This is a genomic window from Luteibacter anthropi (genome assembly GCF_011759365.1).
Taxonomy (GTDB): Bacteria; Pseudomonadota; Gammaproteobacteria; order Xanthomonadales; family Rhodanobacteraceae; genus Luteibacter; species Luteibacter anthropi.
Genome location: NZ_JAARLZ010000003.1, coordinates 315,112 through 332,416 on the forward strand (window position 1 = coordinate 315,112; position 17,305 = coordinate 332,416).

A 17,305-nucleotide genomic window follows, 5' to 3' on the forward strand; every position below is an offset into this window, starting at 1 on the left:
AGTAAAAGTCTGCGACACGCGACGGATGGTTTTGCCCGGCCGGTCGCGCGCGAGGCGCGCTCCTACAGAGGGGGCGGCTGCTTCAGCCGCGGAGATTATCCAGGAACGTCTTCAATTCATCCGGCAACGGCGCCGAAAAGTCGTAATTGCGACCATCCAGGTCGAAACTCATGCGTGCCGCGTGCAGGAACATCCGCTTCAGCCCCATGGCGCGGTAGCGCTTGTTGGCTTCCTCGTCGCCGTACTTCGGGTCGCCCGCCAGCGGGTGGCCGATGTACTGCGAATGGACGCGGATCTGGTGGGTGCGGCCCGTGCCCAGGGTGGCCTGCATCAGGCGGGCACCCTTGTACTGCTCCACTTCCTGGAAAAAGGTGAGCGACGGCTTGCCGGCGTCGTCCACCCGCACCATGCGCTCGCCACCGTGCATCACCGACTTCAGCAGCGGCTCGTTCACGTCGAACTTGGCCCGGCGCGGGGTGCCTACCATGAGGCACAGGTACTGCTTGATGACCGCGTTGTCACGGATCAGGGCCTGCAGGCCCGTGAGCCCCGAGCGGGACTTGGCCAGCACCAGCACGCCGCTGGTGTCGCGATCCAGGCGATGGACCAGCTCCAGGTGTTCGTTCGGCCGGGCGGCACGCAGCAGCTCGATGGCGCCATGACTCACGCCGCTGCCGCCGTGAGCCGCAATGCCCACCGGCTTGTCGATCACCAGGAAGTGCTTGTCTTCAAAGATGACGGCTTCCGTGACGGCCCGGACCATGCCGGCCGGAGCCACGCCCTCTTCCCGTTCAGCCACGCGGACCGGCGGAATCCGCAGCATGTCACCGGCCGCGAGACGGGTTTCCGGCTTGGCGCGCTTGCCGTTGATCCGCACCTGTCCCGTGCGCAGGATGCGATAGACAAGGCTCTTGGGCACCCCCTTCAGGAGGGTCATGAGGGCATTGTCCACGCGCTGGCCGTCCCTCTCGGGACCGATTTCGACCAGGCGCACACCTTGGCCGCCGTCGAGGGAAGTTACCGTCTGCATTGATAAAACTCGAAATTGATAGGATACTCGGCTCGCGCCAGGCTCCGCTGAAGACTCATCTCTCGCGGGGTGCCGGTTCCGTTGCGTAAGGCGAGTGTCGCGCCAACCCGTCCGAGGGGTCGGGGGCGCTGGGCACCCCACATCGTAACGGTTCGGGTTGCGGTTGTCCGGTTAATCCGTAAGGACGCGGGCCGGTTGCAAGGCGCTTATTCACGAATCACGCCGGGCCCAGGTATCGGTCCCGGATCTTATGCCGCTTTACGCCTCATCGCAGCGGCGCGATCCCCGGCAGGCCGCCAATTGGGCGCCACCGCGGCGCGCGGCCGCGCGGCAAGGCCGAGGAATCTACAATGAAGCGTATGTTGATCAACGCGACTCAGCGCGAAGAGTTGCGCGTGGCCATCGTCGACGGACAGAACCTCTACGATCTCGACATCGAGATCCCGTCCCGCGAACAGAAAAAAGCCAACATCTACAAGGGCCGCATCACCCGCGTCGAGCCCTCCCTCGAAGCCTGCTTCGTCGACTACGGCGCCGAGCGCCACGGCTTCCTTCCCCTGAAGGAAATCGCCCGGGAATACTTCAATCCCAACGCGGAAGGTAAATCCAACATCCGCGAGCTCCTGAAGGAAGGCCAGGAGATCATCGTCCAGGTCGAGAAGGAAGAACGCGGCAACAAGGGTGCCGCGCTCACCACCTTCATCAGCCTGGCCGGCCGCTACATGGTGCTGATGCCCAACAACCCCCGTGCCGGCGGCGTATCGCGCCGTATCGAGGGTGAGGATCGCCAGGCCCTCAAGGAGGCCATGGAGCACCTCAACGTGCCCGACGAAATGGGCCTCATCGTGCGCACCGCCGGCATGGGCCGCGACGCCGAAGAGCTCCAGTGGGATCTCGACTACCTGCTGCAGCTGTGGAAGTCGATCTCGGCCGCCGCCAACTCGCAGAAGGCGCCATTCCTGATCTACCAGGAATCCAAGCTCTTCATCCGCGCCCTGCGCGACTACCTGCGCAACGACATCGGCGAAATCCTCATCGACGAAGAGTCGCTGTTCAAGGACGCCCGCGATTTCGTCCAGCAGGTGATGCCGAACAACCTGCGCAAGCTCAAGCTCTACCAGGATCCCACGCCGCTCTTCTCGCGCTACCAGATCGAAACCCAGATCGAGAGCATCTTCGAGCGCAATGTGCGCCTGCCCTCGGGCGGTTCGATCGTGATCGACCAGACCGAAGCCCTCACCGCCATCGACATCAACTCGTCGAAGGCCACCAAGGGCAGCGACATCGAGGAAACGGCGTTCAACACCAACCTCGAAGCCGCCACCGAGATCGCCCGCCAGCTGCGCATCCGCGATGCCGGCGGCCTGATCGTCATCGACTTCATCGACATGGACAGCCCGCGCCACCAGCGCGAGGTTGAGGAGCGCCTGAAGGACGCCCTCAAGGCCGACCGTGCCCGCGTCCAGATCGGTCGCATCTCGCGCTTCGGCCTGCTGGAGATGTCGCGCCAGCGCCTGCGCCCGAGCCTCGGCGAAGCCACCCAGATCGTCTGCCCCCGCTGCGAAGGCCATGGCCATATCCGCAGTGTGGAATCCCTGGCGCTGTCCACCCTGCGCCTGATCGAAGAACACGCCATGAAGGAAAACACCGGGCAGGTCCTGGTGCAGGCACCGCCGTCGGTCGCCAACTTCCTGCTCAACGAAAAGCGCGCCAGCATCGTCGAGATCGAACTGCGCCACAGCGTGCACGTGGTCGTGGTCGCCGACGACAAGCTGGAAACCCCGCATCTGGAAATCACCCGTATCCGCGAGGCGGACATGGGCGAACACAGCAAGCCGAGCTACGAGCGCACCACTCCCGTGCTCGCCACGCCGCTGCCGAAGATGGGCCAGATGCTGGGCAGTGGCGAACAGCCGCTGGTGACCGGCGTCGTGCCGGCCTCTCCGGCCCCTATCCGTGATGAAACGCCGGACGCCACGCCCGTGGCGCAGCCAGCCCGTCAGCCGGCCGCTGCGGCCAAGCCCAGCGGCGGCTTCTTCTCCCGCCTGTTCGGCGCCCTGTTCGGTGGCGGTTCCGCCCAGCCGACACCGGCCGCCCAGCCGGCCACCAGCCCCCGCCGCGACGAATCGCGCCCGGGTGGCCGCAACGAGCGCAACGGTCGTCGCGACGAGCGCCGTGGCGAAGGCCGTGGCAAGAGCGGCGATCCGCAGCGCCAGGGTCCGCGCAACAAGGACAACGCCCCGCAAGGCAAGGGCCAGCAGCAGGCCAAGGGCAACAAGGCCCAGGGTCAGCCGCAGGGCAAGGGCCAGCAGGCCGAAGACAAGAATCGCCAGAAGGACACCCAGCCGTCGCAGGGCCGCCAGGGCGGACGTAACGAGCAGGACAAGAACCCGCAGCAGGCCGGCAACGAGAATCGCCGCCAGCAGCAGCCGCGCGGCGAGCGCGTGCCGCAGGCAGACAAGGCCGAGAAGGTGACGGAGAAGGCCGATAAGGCCGCCACACCCGCCCAGCCAGTCCAGCCGCGCGCCGAGAAGGCGCCGGCGCAGGCCCCAGTGGTGGACGAAAAGCTGCTCGTCGCCGGCGCGGCCGCCGCTACGGTGGCCGCCACGACCGCCGAGGCCACGGCAGCCACCAGCGAAGTGGAGAACACCGAGTCCGTCGCAGCCGATGGCACGAAGGAAGCCGGTGAAGGCGGTCAGCGCCGCCGTCGCGGTCGTCGCGGCGGTCGCCGCCGTCGTCGCCAGGAAGACGGTGCGCAGGGTGCCAGCGTCGATGGTGCTGCAGGCGCCGACGATCTCGATGACGAAGAGGGTGAGGACAACACGCCGATCACTGCACGTGACAGCGACAGCGTTCCGCCGGTCTTCGACACCGCGGAAGCTGCAACCCATGCCTTCAAGGTAGAGGCTCCGAAGACCGAAGCCACCCGCCCCGCCGTCGAATCGACCGATGACGACGACAAGGTACCGTCGGCCCTCACCCTGCCTTCGCTGCCGAAGCTGCCGCCCATTCCGGGCAGCACCGCCGCGGCGCAGGTCACGTCTGTCGCCATCTCGTCCGAGCCCGTGGCCACGCCGGCGGAATCCGCCGACCTGCGCACGACCGAACGTCGCCAGACCGAATCGAACGCCCCGCTGAAGAATGAGTCCCCGGCCCCGGCTGTTGCCACGCCTGTGGAAGCGACCGTTCCGGCCGCCCCGGCGGTTGTCGAAGCGAAGGCAGAAGAAACGAAGCCCGTCGTAGCGGCGCCTGCCCCGACGCCCGCCCAGGAGCAGCCGAAGCCGACGTCCGAACTCGACGCCCCGGCCCGCGGCCTCCTGCCGGAAGCCTCCGAGCCCTCGAAGGCTGTCGAGCCAGTGATCGCCACCGCACCCGTGGCCGCCGCCGAGAAGGCTGAAGTAGCGACGCCGCACGCTTCTACCGCGGAGCAGAGCCAGGCCGCCCCGGCTGCGCTCGCACCGGTCGTGGCCCGTGATGCTGAAAAGCCCGTAACGGTGGAAGTTGCAAAGACCGAGGTGAAGGAAGTCCAGGCTCCGACGGCAGACGTCAAGGCATCTGTTGCTCCGACGGCGCCTGCGCAGGAAGCCCCGGCGACAGACGCTCCGAAGGTCTCGGTACAGGACGCTCCGGCCGCCGACGTCCAGAAGGCTTCCGAACATGGCGCCCCGGTTGAGGAAGCCTCCACGGCTCACGCTACGGAAGCACCCAACGCCCAGGCACCGGTCGCGCCAGCCCCTGAAGCTCCGAAGGCTCACGCACAGGAAGCTCAGGTAACCCAAACGCCTGTCGTGGAAACCCCGGCTGCCCCAGTCAAGCAGGTCGCCTCCGAAAAGGCTGCCGATGAGGCAGGCCATGTGGAAGACGAATCCGCGAAGCCTGTCGCTGCCGCCCCGGCCGCATCCCCTGAAGAGTCGGCATCGGCTACGGCATCGGTAACACCGAAGTCGCCCGAAGCGTCGAACGTGTCGCACGTATCCCACACGCCGGCGTCTTCGTCGGAGAAGTCGGGATGGACGCCGCCTACCCAGGGCGACCTGCTGACCCGTCCGCGCCATGAGTCGCACGGTGGGGATTCGTCGCCGCGGGATGCCCAGTCGTAAAGGTTGAGGGATAGCGGTCGCGCGCAAGGCGCGCTCCTACAAGGAGCGCGCCGAGCAGACATCAGATCAAGCACCCCGCCCGCGCCACACCACCACCCTGCGCACGACCGACCGGCACCCCACACGCCCCGACACCCCTGTAGGAGCGCGCCTCGCGCGCGACCGGCAGATGGGCACGACCCAATCAGGCAGAGTGACGGCCCCGCATACCAGCTGCATCCCGAATAAGCCGCTCCACCAACAAAAACGCCGGGCATTGCCCGGCGTTTTTGTTTACTCACGACAGCAACGAATCAGCTGCCAACCTGATGATTATGCGTATCAAGCAGCCCATGCACCGTCATGAGATGAGCCAGCCCCACCACATGATCGACGTGCAGCTTTTCCATCAACCGCTGCTTATAGGTGGAAACCGTCTTCGGACTGAGATTCAGCCTTTCACCAATGGACGTGAGCGGCATACCACGCACCAGCATCATGGAGACTTCCATCTCACGGGTGGACAAGGTATCGAACGGCGAATCGGAGCCATCGAGCGTCGCCAGCGCGAGCTGCTGGGCCACCGTGGGCGCGAGGTAACGCCGGCCGGATGCCACCTGCCGGACGGCACTCAACAGCTCATCGGCGGAGCACCCCTTCGTGAGATACCCCAGGGCACCCGCATCGAGCAGCCGCTTGGGGAAACGCGCATCGTCCACCACCGTGAGGATCACGATGTTGGTACGAAGCTTGGCCCGGATCACACGCTCCGTAAGCTCGACGCCACTCATCCCTGGCATGTGGACGTCTACCAGGGCGATATCCGGCGCCTGGGAACGAATCAGGCGCAGGCCCTCCTCGGCCGACGATGCTTCTCCTCGAATCCGGATGTCTGCCTGTTGCTGCAGGATCATCCGGAAACCGGTCCTGACCAATTCATGGTCATCGACCAAAACTACGTTAATCATCTGAAGCCCTCCCTGGGCCGACCGTACTTCTGAACGCCTCCCACCGGAGGCGCGCAGCCTGCGAACACGTACAATGCCAGATGTGCAGGCGAGACAACCAGCGCAGGTCTATGATCGGGTGGGCGAGCGACGGCATGTAGTGGGGTTACCCCTCACTCCCTGGGCGGAAAAACCAGAGGCTATTGTCATCCTCTTCCCGGCTCGTGTGTGAGGGCTTTCTGACAGCGCGCTCTCCGGACGTTCAGGACCCTGCTAACGCCGCGTGGGCACGGAAGACCGCTGCCGATGGGCAGCCCTCACAGCCATCCACCGGCGAAAGAACACGATGCCCGCCAGGATGACAATGGCCGGCCCCCATTTTCCGCCAGCCGCCTCCGCCAGCAACCGGCTCGCGGCCAGGGCGCCCAGACTATTCTTATGATCATGCGCCATGGCGGCCCCCTCCTTCATGAGGGCTCCAGCCTTGCGTGCCGTCGATAGGCAGGGCGTGAAGGGGATGCCGACTCCATGTGCACGTCACGGCTTTCGGCGTCGTATGATTGCCGTCAGTTCAACTCCCCCACCCCGCCGTGCCCAGAAGCCTGACCGACTACCTCCCGTGGATCGCCATCGTGCTGGCGGTGATCGTCGCGGCTGTGTATTTCGACACGCAGTCCAGGGCGCCGGAACCGGACACCTACGAGAGCTGCATCGCCCGGCTCACGGCCACCGACCAGAGCGAGGCCGATCGCGCACTCAACCGGTCGATCTGCGCAGGCAAGCCCAAGGCCCCCGCCAGCAGCAGCACCCGATAGGCTCCGGTTTATCCGACCGAAAGGGTCCGGAAAGAGGCGCAGCGCGCAAATAGCCGCACTTCACCTCCCTTATGGATTCGTGTCGCATGCGCCTGACTCCGGCCTTCGCCCTTATCGCGCTTTCCTGCCTCCCTTCTGCTGCCGCCCTCGCTGCGAGCAAGCCCACCACGGAAACCATCGTCTTCATGCGCCATGGCGAGAAGCCGGACGGCGGCTATGGCCAGCTGGACTGCCAGGGACTGAACCGCTCGCTCGCCCTGCCCGATGTACTGATCGGTCGCTACGGCCAACCGGCGGCGATCTTCGCTCCGGACCCGGGCGCCACGCAGGTCTCCGACCCCGCCGGCAAGTTCGACTACATCCGCCCCCTGGCCACCATCGAGCCCACGGCGATCCGCCTGGGCATGCCGGTGAACGTGCCCTATGGCTTTACCGACATCAGCGACATGAAGGATGTGCTGCTGGGTTCCGACTTCCGGTCGAGCACGATCTTCGTGGCCTGGGAACACAAGCAGCTGGTCAAGCTGGTGAAGAAGATCGTCAAGGACAGCGGAGGCGACGACAGCATCGTGCCCAAGTGGCCGGACAGCGATTTCGACAGCCTCTACGTACTGACCCTGGTGCACGACGGCAAGACCACCACGGCCAGCCTGCACCAGGACAGCGAAGGCCTGAACGGCCTTTCGCAGACCTGCCCCCGCTAGGACCACAAGCCAGCAGGTACGATTACCAAAAAGCCCCTGCATCAGGGGCTTTTTGCTTGCTGACGGTACCATCGGGCAGCAGATGTCCCAATGGACCAGACCAAAGCGCTACCCGTGGCGGGCCAATGACATCATGGTGCCGTTCCCTTACGTGCCCGGTAGCGTCCTATCCACTCCACGGACTGTGCGACGCCCCCAAAGGGGAAAAAGTGCAGCTGCACGTCACCATGGGCTGCCGTGAGGCCAGCCGCCAGGCGATCCACGAAGTGATCGGGCCCTGCCGTGCCGAGCAGCCTGCCAAGTGACAGGCCATAGCTGGCCCACATGGAGGCGCATGCACTCACGCCGCATAAAGCGGCATAACGCGCGAGCACCGCCACACCCGCAGGGCCGGGCACGCCCACGCGTACGGGATGCGCGATGCCGCGCTCGCGCAATGCGCCCAGCCAGGCCAGGACAAGGTCGGCGTCAAAGGCGAACTGCGTGATGATCAAGGGAGCCATGCCGCGACTGACGATGGCCTGGTACTTGCGTTCGAGGACATCCCAGCGATCGGCCTCGCTCATGATCGAATGGCCGTCTGGATGGCCACCTACTCCAACCACCTTGATGCCGGCGCGCTCGAAAACGCCCGTTTCAATCAACGAGTAGCTATCGGCGAACGGCCCCTTGGGAGTCGCCGGATCTCCTGCAATGACAAAGCACCGTTCGATGCCACCCTCGACGACCGCGCGCTGGATAAAGGCTTCCAGCTCGACACGCGAGGCAATGCGGCGAGCAGCAAGATGCGGCATCGGCTGGAAGCCCAGCTCACGAATGGTGCGGATGGCTGCAAGCCGCGCGTCGTTGCTCTCGCCCGGCAGCCAGGGAACGGAAACCATGGATCCGCGCGGTATACCTGCGGCGTTCGCTGCCAGGATGGGCACGGCCCTCGCACTGACTTCCAGCGAATAGCCGTCTGTAAGGCTAAATGCCGTTACGGGCTTATCGATGTAAATCAAGGGGTTTACCTTCAAAGCACAGAGTGGCGGCCATTCATATGACTCAAGCTCATAGATGGGTGAATTTTAACCATTTTATTTCATGGCCGCCCGTCGATAGCATCAAACGACGTTGCCCACTCCCTCTTCCGGAGCGGCCATGCCCTCACTCGCCGGGTCTTTGAAGAACATGACACGTCCCCTCCGTGCCGTAGCCGTCTCTGGCGGACTACAGCGCCCCTCACGCGCTGCCACGCTGGCAATGCACCTGCTCGGGCTGATCGGCAACGAGGTCCCGTGCGAGCAGCACCTGGTGGAACTGGGAGTACTCGCACCGCACCTTTCCGGCGCGATCTGGCGCACCCAGCTCCCGGTCGCGGTGGAACGGGAACTCGTGGCCGTTGAGCAAGCGGACATTCTGGTCGTGGTGACGCCCGTGTTTCGCGGCTCCTACACGGGATTGTTCAAGCATTTCTTCGATTTCATCGGTCAGGATGCCTTGGTGGACAAGCCGGTCCTGCTGGCCGCCACCGGCGGAAGCGAGCGCCACGCCCTGATGATCGATCACCAGCTGCGCCCGCTCTTCAGCTTCTTCCAGGCACGCACATTGCCTTTGGGCGTCTACGCGACCGAGGCGGATTACGTCGACTATCAGGTCCGGAACGAGGCCCTGATCCAGAGGACCAGGCTGGCTATCGAACGCGCCATGCCCTTGCTCGACCTGACCCACGGTGCACTACGGACGCGTGTCGCTGATGTCGTCGCCGCCTGACGGGCGCATCGTGGCCCGTAGCGGGTCACGGACAGATTCACCATTTATCGCAGAACCTTACGGTGCCAGGCCCTATGAACAACGCATTTGCATTCAGTATCAAGACCACGTGCTTCGACGAAAACTACCATCCTGCGGAAAGCACGCGCGCAACGACCAATTTCGCCAATCTGGCCCGGGGCGAAAGCCGTCAGGAGAACCTGCGCAATACCCTGCGGATGATCGACAATCGCTTCAATAACCTGGCGCACTGGGACAACCCCGGCCAGGATCGCTACTCGGTAGAACTCGACATCATTTCCGTGGAAATGGCCATCGACACCGCTGCCGGCGGTGATGCGTTCCCGTTGATCGAGATCCTGAAGACAAAGATCGTCGACAAGAAAACCAACCGCTCCTTTGAAGGCATGGTCGGGAACAACTTTTCTTCGTATGTGCGTGACTACGATTTCAGCGTGCTGCTGCCAGAGTACAACCGCGACCGTCCCACCTTCGGCGCTCCCGATGACTTCGGTGACTTGCACGGCAAGCTGTTCAAGCACTTCGTGAACTCGGACGTCTACAAGGCGAACTTCCACAAACCGCCTGTCATCTGCATAAGCGCGTCAAGCAGCAAGACCTATCACCGCACGGGCGTACAGCACCCGATACTCGGTGTCGAATACGAGCAGAACGAATTCTCTTCGACGGACCAGTATTTCGCGAAGATGGGGCTTCAGGTGCGCTTCTTCATGCCGCCGAACAGTGTCGCTCCCCTGGCCTTCTACTTCCTCGGAGACCTGCTGGCCGATTACTCCAGCCTTGAGCTGATCAGCCTGGTCAGCACCATGGAAACCTTCCAGAAGATCTACCGTCCCGAGATCTACAACGCCAACTCGGCGGCGGGCCCGTTATATCAACCCAGCCTGAAGCATCAGGATTATTCATTGACCAAGATCGTCTACGACCGCGAGGAGCGTAGCCAGATGGCCGTCAAGCAAGGCAGGTTCACGGAAGAGCATTTCATCAAGCCCCACAGGCAGGTCCTTGAAAAATGGGCAGCCGAGTGCGCTCTCTAATCCATCAGAAAAATCATTATCTTTCATGAAGAAACTACTCCCCACCTCTACCGCCGGCAGCCTGCCCAAGCCTTCCTGGCTGGCCCAGCCTGAAAAACTCTGGTCCCCCTGGAAATTGCAAGATGAAGAGCTTGCCGAAGGCAAGCGGGATGCCCTTCGTCTCTCCCTGCATGAGCAGCAGCTGGCAGGCATCGACATCGTCAGTGACGGCGAGCAGACCCGCCAGCATTTCGTCACCACGTTTATCGAGCATCTGAGTGGCGTCGACTTCGAGAAGCGCGAGACTGTCCGCATCCGTGATCGCTACGACGCCAGCGTGCCGACCGTCGTGGGCGCCGTGAGCCGGCCGCGTCCCGTTTTCGTTGACGACGCCCGTTTCCTTCGCCAGCAGACCCGTCAGCCCATCAAATGGGCCCTCCCCGGTCCCATGACGATGATCGACACCCTATACGACAACCACTACAAGAGCCGCGAAAAGCTCGCCTGGGAGTTTGCAAAACTCCTGAACCAGGAAGCCCTCGAACTGGAGGCTGCCGGCGTCGACATCATTCAATTCGACGAACCGGCGTTCAATGTCTTTTTCGATGAAGTCAACGACTGGGGCGTTGCCGCCCTGGAACGTGCCATCGAAGGGCTCAAGTGCGAAACAGCCGTGCACATCTGCTATGGCTACGGCATCAAGGCGAACACTGACTGGAAAAAGACGCTGGGCTCCGAATGGCGCCAGTATGAAGAGTCGTTTCCCAAGCTGCAGAAATCGAAGATCGACATCATTTCCCTGGAATGCCACAACTCCCATGTGCCCATCGACCTGATCGAACTCGTTCGCGGCAAGAAGGTCATGGTAGGGGCCATCGACGTGGCGAGCGATACCATCGAAACAGCGGAAGAAGTCGCCGCCACCCTGCGCAAGGCACTGCGCTTCGTCGATGCCGACAAGCTCTATCCGTCCACGAATTGCGGCATGGCACCACTCGCCCGCCAGGTGGCCAGGGGCAAGCTCAACGCACTCAGCGCCGGGGCAGATATCGTCCGCGCCGAACTCTCTGCCTAGTCATCCTTGCCGCACCGATGCGCCGGACGTCCAGACCATGGGCTGATTCCACGGTTTGGACGTCCATTTAGCGGGTGGGATGTGCTTGGCATAAAAACGCCAACCCATGAAGTAAGATGGTCTTTTTTCAGTCATCCATCGAAACTGATCATGCTAGAGCGTGGACATCTCACCATCCTCAGGGCCGTCGAGGAGCAGGGCTCCCTGACCAAGGCGGCCGAGTTCCTTTGCCTCACCCAGTCGGCATTGAGCCACACCATGCGCAAGCTGGAGCGGGAGCTGGGCACGGAACTGTGGTTGCGCCAGGGCCGCTCCATGCACCTGACCCAGGCGGGCGAATACCTGCTGGCAGTTGCCAATCGCCTGCTTCCCCAGTTCGAGCTGGCGGAGACCCGCCTGCGCCAGTTCGCCCAGGGCGAGCGCGGCACACTGCGTATCGGCATGGAGTGCCACCCCTGCTACCAGTGGCTGCTGAAGATCGTGTCGCCCTACCTCAAGGCATGGCCGGAGGTTGATGTCGACGTGAAACAGAAGTTCCAGTTCGGCGGCATCGGCGCGCTCTTCGGCCACGAGATTGATCTGCTTGTCACGCCGGACCCGCTTTACAAAACGGGGCTCCATTACGAACCGGTGTTCGACTACGAGCAGGTGCTGGTGGTGAATCACTCCCATCCACTGGCTGGCGAACCCTGGCTTCGCCCCGAGCAGTTGTCCAACGAAGTGCTCATCACCTACCCCGTGACCCTCGACCGGCTGGATATCTACAGCCAGTTCCTGCAACCGGCGGGCATCAGCCCCCGGAAGCAGAAAGCGATCGAAACCACCGACATCATGATGCAGATGGTGGCCAGCGGCCGGGGCGTCGCGGCACTGCCCCGCTGGCTTGCCGAGGAATACGCCACAAAGATGCCCCTGGTGGCCTTGCGCATGGGCAACCATGGCATCGCCAAGCAGATCCATCTGGGTGTTCGCGAGGCCGATATGGGCGTCGACTATGTCAAGGCGTTCTTCGAGCTGGCCCGGGCCCACGGGCGAGCGCAGGTTCCTTAGCCGTCGGCTATGCATCTAACGACGGGCCATGTGCCAGGGAAACTGCGGGGCGTCACCCCAACAAGGCAACGTTCTGATCAATGCGACGTTGAATCATGTCTAGCGAGTCGCGTGTAATCGCCTGCGGAAAAAGTTCGTTGGCGATGCCTTTAAACCGGCCTGCCACGTCACGGATGCTGTCGATGATGCTGGCAGCGATCGTCTCCGGAATTTCGGCTTCCCTGGCAAGCCTGAGCATGGCTGCACGAGTAATCGCCAGCGCTTCGCCCATCACGTCCATCTGGTGATATCCGCCCGGCCCTTCGCAGAACGTCACGTCATAAGCGGGAGCGAGCCTCCATCGCCCCTCCGGCGACATGAGGTAGGCGAAGTTCTTCGGGTGGGGAAGCCCCCGCGTAACGCTGGTCCATTCAGCGGCAGCGTATACGACGCCAGCTCCAGTCCCCTTTGCCTTGCCTCGTCGCTGTATTCGAACACGACCTGAGGACGACCATTGATAGCCGTGGTAGACACCAACGTGCCCCACCGCCATCGCTCGCCCCAGCCTTCGTAGTAGACGTTCACCTGCTCAGGCATGGCCGGATTTCTTCTTGATGCGCTGGCGACTGGCGCTGTGTTCGTAGCGCCGGATGTCCTCGATGCTATCCAGCCTGGGCAGGAAAAGGCCCTCAAGCTCCTGGGCCCGGCCAAGAACCATGGCGACGCGAACGACGGTCTCGAACCCCACGTTGCGCCCGGACTCCAGATTGGACACGGTGTTGGTGCCGACGCCCGCCCGAGCAGCCAGTTCGGCCTGCGTCATCTGCTGGGCGAGCCGCTCCATACGCAGCCGCTGGCAAAGCCGATGAACGATTTCGCTCGATGTACTGAAGCTTAAATCCATCATATGGGCCGCCAAATTCGATTCTGGAAGTTAACACCCAGAATTATAGATTTATGCCCTCAAACCATCAAGGAAATTAATTCCTTTATTTTGCTTCTTATACCACTAGCATGGATATAAGACACGTTATTTTGGATTTATATGGACATCGTTAAATCCCGGTCCCGGAGCGACCAGTGGCGCAGGAACGCCCGACAGCGCGGCAACAGCCGGGCCGTGTTGGAGGTGGTGTATTGCCTGGAGCGGATGGCCCACGGAAGGGGCAGAAACGAAAAAAGAGGCTTTCGCCTCTTTTTCGTTCACTGGCCAACAGAATGTCTGGAAGACCTGTCGGCCTGAATATGGAGCGGGAAACGAGACTCGAACTCGCGACCCCGACCTTGGCAAGGTCGTGCTCTACCAACTGAGCTATTCCCGCGTCGTGAGCCGGCCATTATAGGTTTTTTTCGACATCGCGCAAGCCCCCTTTCACCATGGGCTTGTCAGGGAGAAAACACCGCGGCAATGGCCTCCACCGGGCGACGCAGAAGGGTTTCGTTGAAGGAGATCGGAAGACGCCCGTCTTCCGGGCCCGCCACGAAGATATTCGCCGCTTCGGCCCGCTTGCCCAGGCCTTCGACGATGCGAGGCTCCAGGTGCAGGATCGCGATATTGCTCGCACGCGCCACCCGCTCCACCCGGATGCCCGGCATGTCTTCCAGCTTCGCCAGTAGCGCATCTCCTGTGGTGCGTACTTTCGCGAAACGACCCATGAAGCCATCGAGCCCTTGCGATGCAAGCAGGGCCGCCGGCCAGCCGTGGAAGAGGGTGCCGCCAAAGATATGCCTGAGCTGGCGCGCCCGTGCCAACTGCGGCTTGCTGCCTGCAAGCACTGCACCAAACGGCGCACCAAGGTATTTGTAGAGCGATACATAGACGGTGTCGAACGGCTCCGTATAGGTACGCGGATCAAACCCGGGCTGCCCGCTCATCAACAGCAAACGCGCGCCATCCAGGTGCATGCCGATGCCATTGGTCTTCGCCAGCGATGCAATGCGGCCGATGACGTCCATCGAGATGCAGGAGCCATCCAGCCGTCGCACAGGGCTTTCCAGCGAAATGGCGCCGATCTCGATCGGATAAGGATCCTCCTTGCGCTGCGCCAGCGCCGCCTCAACCGAGGCAATCAGGCCGTCACCGGTACCTCCCTCGATCGGTACCGGATTGATCCCGCTCAGGATCGCCGTGGAATCTTCCTCATCGCGGTAGACATGGCTTTCCTTCTGCAACAACAGATGACGCCGGTCGCCGCAGAGGATGCGTATCGCGACCTGGTTGGCCATCGTACCCGTGGGCATGAAGACGGCGTCCTCCTTGCCGAGCAGACGGGCGAAGGCTTCCTCCATGCGCCCCGTCGCGCCGTTATGCAGGTACATGTCGCCGGCTTTCGTCGTGGTGTCCAGCGCGCCCTGGAGTCGTGCAGGCAGGCTCGTCGATGCGGTGGGAACGTCATCTCCCACCAGCGCCACCGCCTTGTCCAGCGAGGATGCCTTTGCCTGTGCCGATGCCACGGCCGTACCTGGCGCCGCGCCCGTCGCGAGCGCCAGCGCACCCGCCGGCACCGCCTGGATGAATTCCCGACGACTGACCATCCCATGCCCCCGCAACGATAGTGCCCGGAGCGTCGCACGTCGCAAGTAGCTGCGCCATGTGCCGTAAGTGTCAGCCAGCCATCCCGGCCGGCTGACACGGCTGCCTTAACGGCAAGGCGACGAAGCGAGCCCGAGCAGCGCCGGAACGACGGGCGGAGCGACCACGATGCGGTCCAGGTCGGGAGCGAAGCCACTCGCGTTGCCGAAGCGGATCGTGTTGACGCCCTTCTTCAGAGTCACCGTCACAAGCTTCGCCACCGGGTCGTCGAAGCTGCTGCCGTCGAGTGAAAACTCCATCGCCGTGGCACCGTTGATCGACATTTGCAGACTCCGCGCGCCCTTCGTCGCGTAATCGATCTCCAGCTGATAGCTCCCTGTTGCAGGGACGGTGACGTTGGTGAACGTCACCGAATTGGCAACACCGCCACCGATATTGCCGGCCTTGGCGAGGCCCGAGAAATAATTGCTGAAGCCTGCCGTGACCGTACCACCGAGCACCGCCGACTCCGCTTCATACGTGGTGACGTCAGGCCGCGGCGCATCGCCGCGGCCTGATACCACGATGCGATCCAGATCCGGTGGATAGCTCACCGTATTGCCGAAGCTGATGCGGTTGTAGCCCTTGCGCAGGCAAATCGGTACCGTGCCCGACGAGGGCAACAGGAAGCTGCCGCCGCCGGAGTTGAAGGTCTGCTGCGGACCGTCGTTTACCTGATACAGATAGGAACGCAGGCCCTGGGTCAGCGAATCGATACGCAGAAAATAACTGCCGTCACGCGGCGCGTAGACCTGGCCGAACGTCACCGTATTGCCAGCCCCAAGCCCGAGGCCGCCGACCTTGTTCCCACCCGAGCAGGCCGGGCATGCATACACGGCTGCCGTACCGGCGAGCGTTGCGGCTTCGGCCTCGAAGCTCGCGGATGGATCGGCTGCCACCTGCCCTGGCATGGCTTCCACGAGCAACAGCTGCGTGGCGTGCCCCGGCAGCAACGTGACATGGCTACCGAACGACGGACCCAGTTCCTTGTGGGTCCAGAGATCGCGCACACGCAACGCGCCGTTGATGCCCATGCGTCGCCACTGCCACTGCGCAACGGTGCGCGTCGCATTCATATTGAACAGGGCTACGTAATAGCGTCCGTTGCCCAGGTCGCTCACCCATACCTGAAGATCGCCCGCCTGCAACTGCTTCGCCGGCTTGCCAGACTGGTTCACCGCAATCACGTCGTCGTTGGTGGCAAGCTGGCGCCCCGTATCGTCGAGCTTCGTCAGATCGCCACCGAGATAGATCGGTGCATTCGCCATTGACCACAACGTGAAGGCCGAACGCTTTTCGTCGAGGCTCAGGCCGTCGAGGTCGCCATCGCCAATGTCCAGGGAATCCAGGTCGTTCCAACCCTGCGAGCCACCGGCGGCATCCTGCCAGTTCGGCAGGTCGCGGAAGCGTTTTTCGATGCGTGGCCAGTTGGTCAGCGTTGCGCAACGACCTTCGCATTCCACGTCATCGTCGATGCGGCGTGCGTTGGAGTAGGTGCGCCAGGTATCGAGGTAATCCTTGCCGACCTGCCAGGACACGGTGAGCCAGATCGGACGCCCGCTGCGCTGGATGGCACGCGACCATGCCGCCACGTCGTCGCGGTTGTCGATACTCAGGTCATCGCTGTACGACCCCGGCGTCACGCCATCGAGCTTGATGAAGTCCACACCCCATGACGCAAACAACGCCACCACCGAATCCATGTACTCCTGCGCGCCCGGCCTGGAGAAATCGATCTTGTAGTGATAAGGCGAGGTGCCGGGCCCACCGAAGGCATTGCCGGCGCGATGCGGCACCGCCAGGATGTCCTGAATGTGGTACGGGGTGCCGAGGATGGGCGAGTTCGCCTGCACCGCTGGTTCTTCCACGCCGGGAATCCAGTAGATGCCGGCCTTCTGACCGTTGGCATGAATATGGTCGATCATCGCCTTGATGTCGGGAAAGATCGACAAATTCGGCGTGGGCCGGCCATTGGCATCGAAACTACCCTGCCATCCCGAGTCGAGATTGATATAGGTGTAGCCATGGTCCTGAAGCCCCGACGATTTCAGCGCGTCGGACTGGCGGATCATGTTCGCCTGGGTCAGGAAATCCGGTTCGATCGTCTGCTGGCTGAAACTGCTCCAGCCAAGATAAGGCTTCTGGGCAACGCCATTGACCTGCGCCATGACGCAGGGGGCAACAAGGGATAGCGCGCAGGCAATGACGAGCCTGCGTAACGCGAAACGACGGTTACGGTCGTGCATGGTTCGACTCCATGGGTGA

The 17,305-nt window shown here is 63.0% G+C and carries 14 protein-coding genes and 1 tRNA gene; 7 read left to right on the forward strand and 8 right to left on the reverse strand.

Annotated elements, in window-relative coordinates; genetic code table 11:
- Positions 1 to 82: 82 nt before the first annotated feature.
- Entirely contained in the window at positions 83 to 1,030 is a 948-nt protein-coding gene (locus HBF25_RS06880; protein WP_166947201.1) for an RluA family pseudouridine synthase, read from the reverse strand.
- A gap of 359 nt (positions 1,031 to 1,389) precedes the next feature.
- Between HBF25_RS06880 and HBF25_RS06885 the strand changes: the two genes are divergently transcribed.
- Entirely contained in the window at positions 1,390 to 5,130 is a 3,741-nt protein-coding gene (locus tag HBF25_RS06885; protein WP_425483447.1) for a ribonuclease E/G, read from the forward strand.
- A 293-nt stretch (positions 5,131 to 5,423) separates the two neighbouring features.
- Here HBF25_RS06885 and HBF25_RS06890 read toward each other — a convergent pair whose 3' ends face one another.
- Positions 5,424 to 6,077 (reverse strand): response regulator, encoded by a 654-nt coding sequence (locus tag HBF25_RS06890; protein WP_166947203.1) that lies wholly within the window; start codon positions 6,075 to 6,077, stop codon positions 5,424 to 5,426.
- A 569-nt stretch (positions 6,078 to 6,646) separates the two neighbouring features.
- Here HBF25_RS06890 and HBF25_RS06895 point away from each other — a divergent pair.
- The gene (locus tag HBF25_RS06895; protein ID WP_166947204.1) at positions 6,647 to 6,871 is read left to right on the forward strand and encodes a hypothetical protein; all 225 of its coding nucleotides are present in this window, start codon (positions 6,647 to 6,649) and stop codon (positions 6,869 to 6,871) included.
- 86 nt (positions 6,872 to 6,957) lie between these two features.
- Complete coding sequence (locus tag HBF25_RS06900) at positions 6,958 to 7,575, forward strand: hypothetical protein (RefSeq protein ID WP_166947205.1); 618 nt, start codon at positions 6,958 to 6,960, stop codon at positions 7,573 to 7,575.
- Between the two features lie 131 nt (positions 7,576 to 7,706).
- On the opposite strand, the gene HBF25_RS06905 is transcribed toward HBF25_RS06900, so the two are convergent.
- On the reverse strand, positions 7,707 to 8,576 hold the full coding sequence (locus tag HBF25_RS06905) for a methylenetetrahydrofolate reductase (protein ID WP_341778053.1): 870 nt from the start codon (positions 8,574 to 8,576) through the stop codon (positions 7,707 to 7,709).
- A 169-nt stretch (positions 8,577 to 8,745) separates the two neighbouring features.
- Here HBF25_RS06905 and msuE point away from each other — a divergent pair, with 169 nt between their 5' ends.
- The 4 genes from msuE (at position 8,746) to HBF25_RS06925 (ending at position 12,489) form a co-directional block, all read left to right on the forward strand.
- Positions 8,746 to 9,327, forward strand: coding sequence for an FMN reductase (gene msuE, locus HBF25_RS06910; protein WP_166947207.1), 582 nt, complete (start codon positions 8,746 to 8,748; stop codon positions 9,325 to 9,327).
- A 74-nt stretch (positions 9,328 to 9,401) separates the two neighbouring features.
- Positions 9,402 to 10,385, forward strand: a complete 984-nt coding sequence (locus tag HBF25_RS06915) for a DUF1852 domain-containing protein (RefSeq protein WP_166947208.1) — start codon at positions 9,402 to 9,404, stop codon at positions 10,383 to 10,385.
- A 25-nt stretch (positions 10,386 to 10,410) separates the two neighbouring features.
- On the forward strand, positions 10,411 to 11,439 hold the full coding sequence (locus HBF25_RS06920; RefSeq protein WP_166947209.1) for a methionine synthase: 1,029 nt from the start codon (positions 10,411 to 10,413) through the stop codon (positions 11,437 to 11,439).
- Positions 11,440 to 11,589: 150 nt separating this feature from the next.
- Positions 11,590 to 12,489 (forward strand): LysR family transcriptional regulator, encoded by a 900-nt coding sequence (locus HBF25_RS06925; protein ID WP_166947210.1) that lies wholly within the window; start codon positions 11,590 to 11,592, stop codon positions 12,487 to 12,489.
- A gap of 52 nt (positions 12,490 to 12,541) precedes the next feature.
- On the opposite strand, the gene HBF25_RS22380 is transcribed toward HBF25_RS06925, so the two are convergent.
- From HBF25_RS22380 to HBF25_RS06950, 5 genes are all read right to left on the reverse strand, one after another.
- Complete coding sequence (locus HBF25_RS22380) at positions 12,542 to 13,021, reverse strand: HipA domain-containing protein (RefSeq protein WP_208392453.1); 480 nt, start codon at positions 13,019 to 13,021, stop codon at positions 12,542 to 12,544.
- Positions 13,022 to 13,057: 36 nt separating this feature from the next.
- On the reverse strand, positions 13,058 to 13,387 hold the full coding sequence (locus HBF25_RS06935) for a helix-turn-helix domain-containing protein (protein WP_243853103.1): 330 nt from the start codon (positions 13,385 to 13,387) through the stop codon (positions 13,058 to 13,060).
- A 327-nt stretch (positions 13,388 to 13,714) separates the two neighbouring features.
- A tRNA-Gly gene (locus tag HBF25_RS06940) sits at positions 13,715 to 13,790 on the reverse strand.
- Positions 13,791 to 13,854: 64 nt separating this feature from the next.
- Positions 13,855 to 15,003, reverse strand: coding sequence for a threonine aldolase family protein (locus HBF25_RS06945; protein WP_166947211.1), 1,149 nt, complete (start codon positions 15,001 to 15,003; stop codon positions 13,855 to 13,857).
- Positions 15,004 to 15,108: 105 nt separating this feature from the next.
- On the reverse strand, positions 15,109 to 17,286 hold the full coding sequence (locus HBF25_RS06950; RefSeq protein ID WP_166947212.1) for an alpha-galactosidase D: 2,178 nt from the start codon (positions 17,284 to 17,286) through the stop codon (positions 15,109 to 15,111).
- Between the last annotated feature and the right edge of the window lie 19 nt (positions 17,287 to 17,305).